This window comes from Segatella sinensis (assembly GCF_040095255.1).
Classification (GTDB): domain Bacteria; phylum Bacteroidota; class Bacteroidia; order Bacteroidales; family Bacteroidaceae; genus Prevotella; species Prevotella sinensis.
On record NZ_JBBNGE010000027.1, the window covers coordinates 1 to 12,278 of the forward strand.

At 48.7% G+C, this 12,278-nt stretch carries 12 protein-coding genes; 9 read left to right on the forward strand and 3 right to left on the reverse strand.

Translation table 11 applies throughout. The features are described 5' to 3' along the window. Window positions 1–122 precede the first annotated feature (122 nt). Window positions 123–1,376 carry a nucleotide sugar dehydrogenase gene (locus AAAT87_RS08790; RefSeq protein ID WP_349226217.1) on the reverse strand — a complete coding sequence of 418 codons (1,254 nt, stop codon included), beginning with the start codon at window positions 1,374–1,376 and terminating at the stop codon, window positions 123–125. A 248-nt stretch (window positions 1,377–1,624) separates the two neighbouring features. Beyond that, window positions 1,625–2,083, reverse strand: coding sequence for a type I restriction enzyme HsdR N-terminal domain-containing protein (locus tag AAAT87_RS08795; RefSeq protein ID WP_349226218.1), 459 nt, complete (start codon window positions 2,081–2,083; stop codon window positions 1,625–1,627). Between the two features lie 132 nt (window positions 2,084–2,215). On the opposite strand from AAAT87_RS08795, the gene holA reads away from it, so the two are divergent. Beyond that, window positions 2,216–3,244 (forward strand): DNA polymerase III subunit delta, encoded by a 1,029-nt coding sequence (gene holA / locus AAAT87_RS08800; RefSeq protein WP_349226219.1) that lies wholly within the window; start codon window positions 2,216–2,218, stop codon window positions 3,242–3,244. Here the strand turns inward: holA and AAAT87_RS08805 are convergent. Continuing rightward, window positions 3,231–3,461, reverse strand: coding sequence for a hypothetical protein (locus AAAT87_RS08805; protein WP_349226220.1), 231 nt, complete (start codon window positions 3,459–3,461; stop codon window positions 3,231–3,233). The two genes, holA and AAAT87_RS08805, sit on opposite strands and share 14 nt — an antisense overlap. 773 nt (window positions 3,462–4,234) lie before the next feature. On the opposite strand from AAAT87_RS08805, the gene AAAT87_RS08810 reads away from it, so the two are divergent. The 8 genes from AAAT87_RS08810 to AAAT87_RS08845 all read left to right on the forward strand — a co-directional run bounded on the left by AAAT87_RS08810 (window position 4,235) and on the right by AAAT87_RS08845 (window position 12,259). Beyond that, the gene (locus AAAT87_RS08810; protein ID WP_295025482.1) at window positions 4,235–4,822 is read left to right on the forward strand and encodes a helix-turn-helix transcriptional regulator; all 588 of its coding nucleotides are present in this window, start codon (window positions 4,235–4,237) and stop codon (window positions 4,820–4,822) included. 473 nt (window positions 4,823–5,295) lie between these two features. Further along, window positions 5,296–6,072, forward strand: a complete 777-nt coding sequence (locus AAAT87_RS08815; protein ID WP_089543548.1) for a dihydroorotate dehydrogenase electron transfer subunit — start codon at window positions 5,296–5,298, stop codon at window positions 6,070–6,072. A 168-nt stretch (window positions 6,073–6,240) separates the two neighbouring features. Beyond that, on the forward strand, window positions 6,241–7,149 hold the full coding sequence (locus tag AAAT87_RS08820) for a dihydroorotate dehydrogenase (RefSeq protein WP_295023463.1): 909 nt from the start codon (window positions 6,241–6,243) through the stop codon (window positions 7,147–7,149). A 303-nt stretch (window positions 7,150–7,452) separates the two neighbouring features. Next, window positions 7,453–7,728, forward strand: a complete 276-nt coding sequence (locus AAAT87_RS08825; protein WP_295023459.1) for a tetratricopeptide repeat protein — start codon at window positions 7,453–7,455, stop codon at window positions 7,726–7,728. Between the two features lie 538 nt (window positions 7,729–8,266). After that, on the forward strand, window positions 8,267–9,100 hold the full coding sequence (locus AAAT87_RS08830) for a prephenate dehydratase (protein WP_089543551.1): 834 nt from the start codon (window positions 8,267–8,269) through the stop codon (window positions 9,098–9,100). A gap of 28 nt (window positions 9,101–9,128) precedes the next feature. Further along, window positions 9,129–10,298 carry a pyridoxal phosphate-dependent aminotransferase gene (locus AAAT87_RS08835; protein ID WP_295023456.1) on the forward strand — a complete coding sequence of 390 codons (1,170 nt, stop codon included), beginning with the start codon at window positions 9,129–9,131 and terminating at the stop codon, window positions 10,296–10,298. Between the two features lie 27 nt (window positions 10,299–10,325). Further along, window positions 10,326–11,393, forward strand: a complete 1,068-nt coding sequence (locus tag AAAT87_RS08840) for a chorismate mutase (RefSeq protein ID WP_295023454.1) — start codon at window positions 10,326–10,328, stop codon at window positions 11,391–11,393. Between the two features lie 65 nt (window positions 11,394–11,458). Beyond that, window positions 11,459–12,259 (forward strand): prephenate dehydrogenase, encoded by an 801-nt coding sequence (locus AAAT87_RS08845; protein ID WP_119249143.1) that lies wholly within the window; start codon window positions 11,459–11,461, stop codon window positions 12,257–12,259. The last annotated feature ends 19 nt before the right edge of the window (window positions 12,260–12,278 follow it).

Genomic DNA, 12,278 nt, shown 5'->3' on the forward strand with positions numbered 1-12,278 from the left:
ATTAGGCTCATCGGACTCCCTTTCAGGGCGTTCTCTGAATCCCATTAGGCTCATCGGACTCCCTTTCAGGGCGTTCTCTGAATCCCATTAGGCTCATCGGACTCCCTTTCAGGGCGTTCTTCCTAGTCTCTTCGGAAGATATCCCGGGTATAGACTTTTTCCTTCACATCATCGAGGCATTTATCGTATCTGTTGGCGATGATCGCCTGACTCTGCTTCTTGAATTCCTCCAGGTTGTTTACCACGCGGCTGCCGAAGAAGGTGGTTCCGCTCTTCAGCGTAGGCTCGTAGATGATAACCTGGGCGCCCTTCGCCTTGATGCGCTTCATCACGCCCTGGATGCTGCTCTGGCGGAAATTGTCGCTGTTGCTCTTCATCGTGAGGCGATACACGCCGATGGTGCAAGGCTTCTCTTCCTCCTCGCGGTAGTTGTTCTGGTTGGCGTAATCGTAGTAGCCTGCCATGTGAAGCACTCGGTCGGCGATGAAATCCTTGCGGGTGCGGTTGCTCTCTACGATGGCCTGGATCAGATTCTCGGGCACGTCGGCATAGTTTGCCAGCAGCTGCTTGGTATCCTTCGGCAGACAGTAGCCCCCATATCCGAACGACGGATTATTGTAGAAGGTGCCGATGCGAGGGTCCAGTCCCACACCCGATATGATGGCCTGGGTGTCGAGTCCCTTCATCTCGGCGTATGTGTCCAGCTCGTTGAAGTAGCTTACCCGGAGTGCCAGGTAGGTGTTGGCGAAGAGTTTCACCGCCTCTGCCTCTGTGAGTCCCATGAAGAGAGTGTCGATGTTCTCCTTGATGGCTCCCTCCTGCAGGAGTTCTGCGAAGAGATGCGCCGCCTGGTCGAGTCGCTCATCTCCTGCCGGTCTGCCCACGATGATGCGGCTAGGGTAGAGATTGTCGTAGAGCGCCTTGCTCTCGCGCAGGAATTCCGGGGCGAAGATGATGTTCTCGCTGCCCATCTTCCGGCGTATGTTCTCGGTGTAGCCCACTGGGATGGTGCTCTTGATGACCATGATGGCTTCGGGGTTCACCTCCTTGACCAGCTGGATGACCTCTTCTACATGCGATGTGTCGAAGTAGTTCTTCACGGGGTCGTAGTTGGTTGGCGTGGCGATTACCACGAAGTCGGCGTCCCTGTAGGCTGTGGCTGCATCTGTGGTAGCCTTGAGGTTGAGCTCTTTCTCCGCCAGGTATTTCTCGATGTATTCGTCCTGGATAGGCGAGCGGCGATGGTTAATGAGTTCCACCTTTTCGGGAACCACGTCCACAGCCACCACCTCGTGATGCTGGCTCAGCAGCGTGGCAATGCTCAAACCTACATAGCCTGTTCCGGCTACGGCTATCTTTATATTTTCTTTTGCCATTACCTTTTCTATATTTAAATTGCTGCAAAGGTAATAATAAATAGGTAGAATGCCAAATATTGCGCCGATTTTTATTAAAAAATAACTGAATTTGCGGTAAAAAAGCCCTTCAAAATTTGCGTATTTCTGAGCATCTGTACGGTTGACCGGAAATACGCTAATTTTGGAGGGGGATAAATGGGGCGTTTGGGGGGTGATGATGCAGTGGTGGGAGAGAAGCCGGGTGTCTGCCTTTCTGTCTGATTTTTCTATATTGTCAATAAATCAGAATAGTCGGGAATCTCTTCTAGAAATAAATATTTTTTACCGTCGTAATCCATCCGGCAGATATAGTGATCCAGTCCGTTGCTCACCACCAGGTAATCTACGTGGAGCAGGAGATTATATACCGAAATCTGATCGAACACCTTCTGCGTGATGGGGATATGCGGCGCCTTGTATTCGATAATCATCCTGGGGCGGAGTTCGCGGCTGTAGAGCACGCTGTCGGCACGCAGCACCTTGTCGCCGCATTTCAGCTGAATCTCGTTGGCGAGCAGCGAGGCAGGGTAGCCCTTGTGCTCGATGAGATAGTGTACGAAGTGCTGGCGCACCCATTCTTCGGGCGTGATGGCTACGTATTTTCTGCGCAGCACATCCAGTATCTTGGGCTGCTGTCTGGTGCCCGAAACCTTCATTTCGAAGGTTGGTAAGTTCAAGCGAATCATTTTTTATACCTTATTATATATATAGTTCGATTTATTTTTGTACCTTTGCAAATGGATTGCAGGCTGGATTCTCTGTGCAGACAGATGAATGGCAGGCTGGAATCACAGTGCAAAGATACAAAAAATAAATCAATGGCAGAAAAGAAAAATGCAATAAGTTACGAGTCGATCATGAAAGATCTCAAGGCTCGGAAGTTTGCGCCCGTGTATGTTCTGATGGGCGACGAACCTTTCTATATAGACAAGATCTGCGATTATATCGCCGAAAACGTGCTCCAGCCGGAAGAGCGGGACTTTAACCAGACCGTGCTTTTCGGGGCGGATACCACGGCGGTGCAGGTGGTGGATCAGTGTAAGGGATATCCGATGATGGCGGAATTAAGGGTGGTGATTGTGAAAGAAGCACAGAATCTGAAAAGTCTGGATGCCCTGGAAAAGTATCTCGAGAAACCGGTGAAATCCACCATTCTCGTCATCTGTAACAAAAACGGCAGTATCGACCGCAGAAAGAAGTTCATCCCGAGAGCCGAACAGGTGGGAGTGGTGTTCGAGAGCAAGAAGCTCTACGACCGTCAGCTTCCGGGTTTCATCGAAACCTATCTCAAGGCTCGCAAGGCAACCATCGAACCGAAGGCGGTGCAGATGGTGGCAGATCATATCGGAGCCGATCTTCATCGCCTCACCTCCGAACTCGACAAGCTGCTCATCTCTCTTCCTGATTCCGACCGACGGGTGACTCCGGATGTGGTGGAACGTGAAATAGGAGTGAGCAAGGACTTCAATGCTTTCGAACTTCGCAGCGCCATCATCCAGCGTGATGTTTTCAAGGCAAATCAGATAATAAACTATTTTGACAGCAACCCAAAGTCGGGTTCGCTCTATGCGCTCCTCCCGTTGCTCTTCAGTTATTTCCAGAATCTGATGATAGCCTATTATGCTCCGAATAAGCAGAACGAAAATGAGCTTGCAAAATTCCTGGATTTGCGCGGAACCTGGGCGGTGCGCGATTATACGATGGGAATGAGAAACTATTCCGGAGTGAAAGTGATGCAGATAATCGAGAAGCTGAAAGAGGTAGATGCGAAGAGCAAAGGCATCGATAATCCGTTTACTTCGGCAGGCGAATTGATGAGAGAACTCATCTTCTTCATCCTCCATTAGGCTGCTTTTCGGCTCCAAAAATCCGTCGATGGGCGAGGGTGGGAGAGAGGCCATTTTTTACTCCTCCTTCGTCTTGTCGGAGAAATGAAATGATCTGGAATCGGGGAGGGCGTTTAGCTTCCTGAAAGTGGTGAAAATAGCGTTCGTTATCGAGGAAACGGGCGCTATTTTTTTTGTTTTTCTCGTGGGAAATCTCTTGTTTGGATGGATTTTTCATCTAGATGGTCATTTTTCAGTTTTCGCTGAAATCGCAGTTAACTATAATGAATATCAGATAGTTAACGAAAATAACCCCCTTCAATACTCGCATTTTTGAGCAAAACCCGACCAACGGGCTTGAAAACGCTCAAAATGGAAAAATTTGCCATCCTCAACCCCTCTTTTTTTAGTGTTTGCATTTATTAAGGTTTACGTTTCTGTAGTTTAGTAATGTAAATATGTATTTTATAAATCGTTCTTTATATTTATGAATCTAAATTAAAGAAAACTAAATCTGAGAAAAAAGAGGGTGAATTTACAAACACAAATATAAATCGGGCGGTTTTGAAATATGAATGTATAAATATACAATCGAATTATTGAAACGAAAACATATTGAAACCCAGTGATTTATAGATTTCTGTTATTTTATGTAAGGTTATGATTTGGAATTTTGTGCAAGAAAGATGCATAAATACGGCTGAAATGCCTATTTATAGGGAATAAAGGCTTTGAAACTCAGTGAATTAATAGTTTTAAATAAAGCAAACCATTGTAAAAGCTTTAGATTGCTAAAGCTAGATTTGTAAATCTAAACCATAAAACTAAGAAAGCAAAGATTGAAAGTTTAAATTTGTAAATACAAACCTAAAGTTTAAAAAACAAAATTTTTCCCGAAAAGTTTGGTAAAACCAAATTTTTGCTTTATCTTTGTAAAATCTAAGAAAAATGGGCCAAAAACGGGCCTGTTCGGAAATAAAACATCGTAAAAAATCAAATTCAAACATAGTGATGAAAGACAGAATCAGACAGATCATGGAGGACCAACACCTCAACCAACAGAACTTCGCGCAGCTCATCGGAAAATCGACAGCGACCCTGAGCAGCATCTTCAATGATCGCACAAAACCATCGCTCGACATCGTGGATGCAATCAAGAAAAAGTTGCCTCAGGTGAACCTTGAGTGGTTGCTTTATGGTACTCCTCCTATGTATATTAATAAGGTGGAAGGTGCCCAGGCGGGGGCTTCCGCCAGAGGTGGAAACGGAGCGGACGAGGATTCGCTCGATATGTATGGAGACGCTGTAGGTGTGGCTGGTACAGGAGCTTCGGCAGCAGGCATGGGCGGAAGCCATGGGGGCATAGGTGGCGCTGGCGGCGTGGTGGAGCCTACCCTGGATTTCGGAGGCAGCGAGGGTTCCGACTCCCCTACTTCTCCATCGCTCTTTGACCATCCTCAAACACACGGTGTAAAAAGGACACCTAAAAATATCGCCAATGCAGCGGTTAAATATGTGGACAAACCGCAGCGTAAGATTACCGAGATCCGCATCTTCTACGATGATCAGACCTGGGAGACTTTCGTCCCGAAGAAATAGATTGCTGCTCTGCTGTCGGGAATAAAGAAGGAATAAAGAAGGAATAAAGAAGGAATAAAGAAGGAATAAAGTAAGAGGGGAGCTGAAAAGAATCTAACTGAACGGTTGAAACGGGCTGAAAGCCCAAAAGCTCTTAGCCCAGGGCATCGCCCTGGGTATAATAGCAATCAATAAGACGCCCTGTAAGGGCAAAAGCTTTGTTTATTGCTTGGTTCTTTGAAAGCTTTTGCCCTTACAGGGCGACGGGTTTGCGTCCTAATTACCCAGGGCGGTGCCCTGGGCTAGGAGCTTCTGCCCTTTCAGGGCGTATTGGGTAATTTCAACCGTACAGGTCGAAAAAAATGCTCTTTCTCTTTGTGAAGTTCGGATTTTGTTGTACCTTTGCACTGACTATATATAAAATAGGTATAACAGCAAGCGTTAAATGTGCATTAACAGCAAGCATTAATAACAAGCATTAAAATAGCAATAAGATGAAAAAATATGTTCTAGACCTTAAGGTGGTTTCTGTAGAAGCACTCAGCGATAAGCACGTATTGATTAAGCTTACCGACGAGAAGCCTTTGCCGGAAATCCTGCCTGGACAATTCGTAGAAGTAAAGGTAGATCATTCGCCTGCCACCATGCTTCGCCGTCCTATCTCCATCAATTTCGTGGATAGAGAAACCAACCAGCTCTGGCTGCTCGTTGCCATGGTGGGCGACGGAACCCGCCAGCTCGGAAAGCTTCAGGCTGGCGATACGCTCAACTGTATGCTGCCTCTGGGCAATGGTTTCACCATGCCTACAGAGAAGAGCCAGAAGTATCTCCTCGTGGGGGGTGGTGTAGGTGTGGCTCCTCTGCTCTACTTCGGAAAACTCATCAAGGAGTTTGGTGCAGATGTAACCTTCCTGCTGGGTGCCCGCAAGGCTTCCGACCTGCTGGAGCTGGATGAGTTTGCCAAGATAGGAAAGGTATGCATCACTACCGAGGATGGCTCTGCCGGCGAGGTGGGTTTCGTAACCAATCACTCTGTATTGGAGAACGAGCAGTTTGACATGATCTCTACCTGCGGTCCGAAGCCGATGATGGTGAGCGTGGCTCGCTTTGCCAAGAAGGCTGGTGTGGAGTGTGAGGTTTCCCTGGAGAACAAGATGGCGTGCGGCGTAGGTGCATGCCTCTGCTGCGTAGAGAAGACCACCGAGGGACATAAGTGCGTTTGCAAGGATGGTCCGGTCATCAACATCAAGCAGCTCACCTGGGATATCTAGTCATTCCCTAGGGTATATCTGATTGGCTCCACTCGCCCTGAAAGGGCAGAAGCACCTAGCCCAGGGCATCGCCCTGGGTATAATATATACCAAATGGCAAGTCGCCCTGAAAGGGCAAAAGCATTTGTAATCCAAATGTAATAGAATATTATTTGATTAAGAAAGATTATGGCTGATTTAAGTGTAAATATAAAAGATTTGAAGCTGAAGAATCCAGTGATGACTGCATCGGGAACTTTCGGCTACGGATTGGAGTTTGCTGATTTCGTTCCGCTGGAGGAAATCGGAGGTATCATCGTAAAGGGTACTACCCTGGAACCACGCGAGGGAAATGACTATCCACGCATGGCTGAAACTCCACAGGGAATGCTCAACTGCGTGGGCCTCCAGAACAAAGGTGTGGAGTACTTCTGCGAGCACATCTATCCTCAGATCAAGGACATCGATACCAATATGATTGTAAACGTGAGCGGACACTCGCCTGAGAGCTATGCGGAGTGTGCTGCACGCGTGAATGAGCTGGATAAGATTCCTGCCATCGAGCTGAATATTTCCTGCCCTAACGTAAAGGATGGCGGTATGGCTTTCGGCGTTACCTGCGAGGGTGCTGCAAGCGTGGTGAAGGCGGTGCGCAAGGTGTATGACAAGACCTTGATCGTGAAGCTTTCGCCTAACGTAACCAGCATTGCCGACATCGCCCGTGCGGTAGAGGCTGAGGGTGCCGACTCTGTTTCGCTCATCAACACATTGATGGGTATGGCGGTGGATATAGAGAAACGCCAGCCGCTGCTGAGCATCCGTACAGGCGGCTTGAGCGGTCCTTGTGTCAAGCCGGTGGCATTGCGCATGGTTTACGATGTGGCCCATGCCGTGAAGATTCCGGTAGTAGGACTGGGCGGTATCCAGAATGTCAAGGATGCCATCGAGTTTATGATGTGCGGTGCTACTGCCATCGAAATCGGTACTGCCAACTTCATCGATCCTGCCGTAACCAAGAAGGTGAAGGATGGTATGAACGAGTGGCTTGATGCTCACGGCTGCAAGTCGGTGACAGAAATTATCGGTGCCATCAAGTAAATGCTGGTCGCCAACAGATAAATTACACATTATTATATATAACAGAATGAACTATCGCATGTGGTTCAAGAACGGGCTGAAGGCCCAAAAGCTCCTAGCCCAGGGCATCGCCCTGGGTAATTACGGACACAAGCTTGTCGCCCTGTAAGGGCAGAAGCTTTAAAATACTGGGCAATATACAAAGCTTTTGCCCTTACAGGGCGTATTGCCGGCTGCTATCTTACCCAGGGCGATGCCCTGGGCTAGGAGCTTCTGCCCTTTCAGGGCGTGTGGGCTTACATGCGTAACTAAAATAGAATAGGTATGATGGATTTGAATGATATGAATCCCGTTCTGCTCGTAGCATCTCTTACGCAGCAGATAGCGGAGCAGGAGAAGCGGGCGGAAGCTTGCAGCGAGGATGCTGAGAACAAGGCTGCGCTGAGCAAGAACCTGCTGAGACGAGGCAATCTGCTGATGCAGATGGGCGATAAGGAGGGAGCCGGAAAGGATATGCAGAGATACCTGCAGCTGAATCCCGAGAAGATAGAGGAACTTACTGGAGAGTTTAAGGCTGAAGGAAGAGAACATTGCCGCTAATTGTCTGAGCATTGCCGCTAATTGTCTGAACATTGCCGGTAAATGTTCTTTCGAAATGATACGAATGCTGATAAAAATCTGCCAGTTTAGGGCTTTTCTGATAAAAATCTGCTGAAAATCTGCTGAAAAGCAGAAAATATAAGGAAAATAAAGAAAAAACTGACAATTTGTTTGGTGGTATCAAAGAAAAGTATTACTTTTGCAAACGAGTTGAGACTTTCATCGGTTGATGCTCGAAGCAATAAGTGAATAATAAATAAAAGAATAAGAAAATGGAAAAGTTGAACGCTTACTTTTTTAGCTATTACTTTTACTTTGCAAGCAATTGTAAAGCGGGAAGTTGCGTATATATTTCAACTTAGGATATAAGATTCTTGAAATCATCGAAACGGTCCCGCTCTATTGTGAGCAGGACCGTTTTTCGTAAAACTCGAATCCGTTTTCCATAAACGTTTTCGAAATAATCTGTTTTCAAAAACATTTTCCGAAAAATCCGTTTTCCTAAAAAAGGAGATAATGTAAAAAAGAGAGTGAAACAATGAAGAGAATTGCAATACAAGGAGAGTTGGGATCCTTCCACGACATTACCGCCCACGAGTATTTCCAGGGCGAGCAGATAGAGTTAATCTGTTGCGCTACCTTCGAGGAGGTGTTTGAGAACATCAAGCGAGATCCTACCATCATCGGCATCTGCGCCATCGAGAATACCATCGCCGGCAGTCTGCTCCACAACTACGAGCTGCTCCGGGAGAGCGGAACCACCGTGGTGGGTGAGCACAAGCTCCACATCGAGCACAGCATCTGCTGCCTGCCTTCCGACGACTGGAGTACCCTGCAAGAGGTTCACTCTCATCCTGTAGCGCTGATGCAGTGTGGCAAGTTCCTCGCCAACCATCCTGATCTCAAGGCGGTGGAGGCTGAGGATACCGCAGGTTCTGCCGCATTCATCGCCCAGCATCAGGTGCACGGATGGGCAGCCATCTGTTCTGCCTACGCCGCCAGGATGTATGGCATGAAGGTGCTGCAGGAGGGAATCCACGACAATCCGCACAACTACACCCGATTCCTCGTGGTCTGCAATCCGCAGAAGGCCGCTCTTCTCCGACCTATCGAAAAGGCCAACAAGGCGAGCATCGTCTTCAGCCTTTCACACGACAAGGGTTCGCTCTCCAAGGTTCTCACCATCCTGAGCTTCTACGACATCAATCTCACCAAGATCCAGTCGCTGCCAAGCATCGGTCATGAATGGGAATATCTCTTCTACGTGGATCTCACCTTCGATAATCTGACCCGCTATCGCCAGAGCATCGATGCCATCACACCACTCGTGAAGAAACTCACGGTGCTGGGAGAATATGAGGAAAAAGAATAGTAACATTTCAAAATAAAAGAGAATAAAAATGATACAACCAGCCAATAGAGTAACAGAAATACAGGAATACTACTTCAGCCGTAAGCTGAAGGAAGTGGCTAAGCTTAATGCCGAGGGACAGGACATCATCAGCCTCGCCATCGGAAGTCCAGACATGCCGCCTTCTAAGCAGACCATCGATACGCTCTGCGAGGTAGCCCATAACCCTGCTGCACACGGATATCAGCCTACGGTGGGCATCCCGGAGTTGCGCAAGGCGATGGCTGGTTATTACAAGAGATGGTATGACGTGGATCTTGACTGGGCTACGGAAATCCAGCCCCTCATTGGTAGCAAGGAGGGTATCCTGCACGTTACGCTCGCCTTCTGCAACCCTGGCGACGAGGTGCTCATCCCAAACCCGGGCTATCCTACCTATACTGCCATCAACAAGATTCTCGGCACCAAGATTACCTATTACGACCTGCGCGAGGACAATGAATGGCAGCCAGACTTCGAGGCGCTGGAGAAGATGGACCTCAGCCACGTGAAGCTGATGTGGACCAACTATCCGAACATGCCGACCGGAGGCGTGGCAAAGATGGAGACCTACGAGCGACTCGTGAAGTTTGCCCAGGACCACAACATCGTGGTGGTGAACGACAATCCTTATTCGCTCATCCTCAACGAGCATCCGCTGAGCATCATGCAGGTGCCGGGCGCCAAGGACTGCTGCATCGAATTCAATTCGCTCAGCAAGAGCCACAACATGCCGGGATGGCGTGTGGCTATGATTTCGAGCAACAAGCAGTTTATCTCCTGGATCCTGAAGGTGAAGAGCAACATCGACAACGGATGCTTCCGCGGAATCCAGCTCGCTGCTGCCGAGGCCATGCTCAACAATACCGATGAGTGGCACCGTGAGAACAACATCACCAACTATCGCCGCCGCCGCGACATCGCCGAGCAGATCATGCAGGTATTGGACTGCAAGTTTGATCCTAACCAGGTGGGTATGTTCCTCTGGGGCAAGATTCCGGAGAAATACGCCGATGTAGAAGACCTCACAGAGAAGATTCTCCACGAGGCGCGCGTATTCATCACCCCTGGATTCATCTTCGGAAGCAACGGCAAGCGATACATCCGCATCAGCCTTTGTGCCAAGGATGAGAAAATGAAGGAGGCGCTGGAAAGAATCAGAAAAGTCTTTGGAAAGTAAAAAAATAAAAAATTAAAATATACGACTATGGAATTAGAATTAGAACCATTGAATCTCCCTAGTGATCAGGAACGCCCTATCGTCATTGCAGGCCCATGCTCTGCAGAGACTGAAGAGCAAGTTATGACTACCGCCAAGCAGCTGGCTGCTAAAGGCTGCCACATGTTCCGCGCTGGTGTATGGAAGCCACGTACCAAACCAGGAGGCTTCGAGGGAAATGGCGAGACTGCCTTGCCTTGGATGAAGCAGGTGAAGGAGGAGACCGGTATGCTCACTGCTACCGAGGTGGCTACTCCTGAGCACGTGGAGCTCGCCTTGAAATATGGAATCGATGTTCTGTGGGTGGGAGCCCGTACTTCTGCCAATCCATTCGCCATGCAGGCACTGGCAGACAGCCTTCAGGGCGTGGATGTTCCTGTGCTGGTGAAGAACCCGGTGAATCCGGATCTTGAGCTCTGGATCGGTGCGCTCCAGCGTATCAACCAGGCTGGTATCAAGCGACTTGGTGCCATCCACCGCGGTTTCTCCAGCTTCGACAAGAAGATCTACCGCAATCTCCCTATGTGGCAGATTCCTATCGAGCTGCACCGCCGCATTCCTCAGTTGCCTATCCTCTGTGACCCTAGCCACATTGGCGGTCGCCGCGACCTCATCGCTCCTCTCTGCCAGCAGGCTATGGACCTGGGCTTCGACGGTCTGATCGTAGAGAGCCACTGCTCTCCTGATGATGCATGGAGCGATGCCAAGCAGCAGGTTACTCCAGATATCCTGGATTACATCCTGAGCCTCCTCGTAGTTCGTGATGAGCATTATTCTACAGAGGGCCTGCATCAGCTGCGCGGTCAGATTGATGAGTGCGACAACCAGCTGATGGATCTTCTTGCCAAGCGTATGCGTGTATGCCGCGAAATCGGTACCTACAAGAAGGAGCACAATATGACAATCGTACAGACCAACCGCTACAACGAGATTCTCGAGAAGCGTGGTGCCCAGGCTTCACTCTGCGGAATGAGCCCTGAGTTTGCTGCCCAGATCTTTGAGCATATCCACGAGGAGAGTGTTCGCCAGCAGTTGGAAATTCTGAATCAGAAATAAATTAAGTGAAGAGTAGAGGACGAAAGACTTCGGCCTCCACTCTTCATTCTTCACATTATAATGAAATGAGAATTTTGATAATGGGAGCAGGAAAGATGGGAAGCTTTTTCATCGACCTGCTCAGCTTCGACCACGAGGTGGCTGTGTATGAAAAGGATGCCAAGCGACTGCGCTTCACCTATAACTGCTACCGTTTCACCAAGATGGAGGAGGTGGAGATGTTCCGCCCGGAACTCGTCATCAATGCCGTAACCGTGAAATACACCATCCCGGCATTCGAGGAGTTGCTGCCACATCTCTCTAAAGACTGTATCATCAGCGACATTGCGTCGGTGAAGACAGGATTGCAGGAGTTTTACGACAAGAGCGGCTTCCGATACGTGAGCACCCACCCGATGTTCGGTCCTACATTCGCCAACCTGAACCAGCTCTCCGAGGAGAATGCGGTCATCATCAAGGAGGGCGACTATATGGGTAAGATTTTCTTCAAGGATCTCTATCAGAAGCTCGGACTGAGCCTTCATGAGTACACCTTTGATGAGCACGACCAGACGGTGGCTTACTCGCTGAGTATTCCATTTGTCAGCACTTTTGCCTTTGCGGCGGTGATGAAGCATCAGGATGCTCCTGGTACCACCTTCAAGCGCCACATGCAGATAGCCAAGGGCGTATTGAACGAGGATGACTATCTCTTGCAGGAAATCCTCTTCAACCCATATACATCTGGACAGGTGGCCCAGATTCGCGAAGAGCTGGCTGAACTCATCGACATCATCGATCACAAGGATGCCAAGCGCATGAAACTCTTCCTCACCAGAATCAGAAATCATGTGAAGGAAGACATCGAAATCAAGCAGCAGAAATAGGAAAAACAGAAGACAAAGA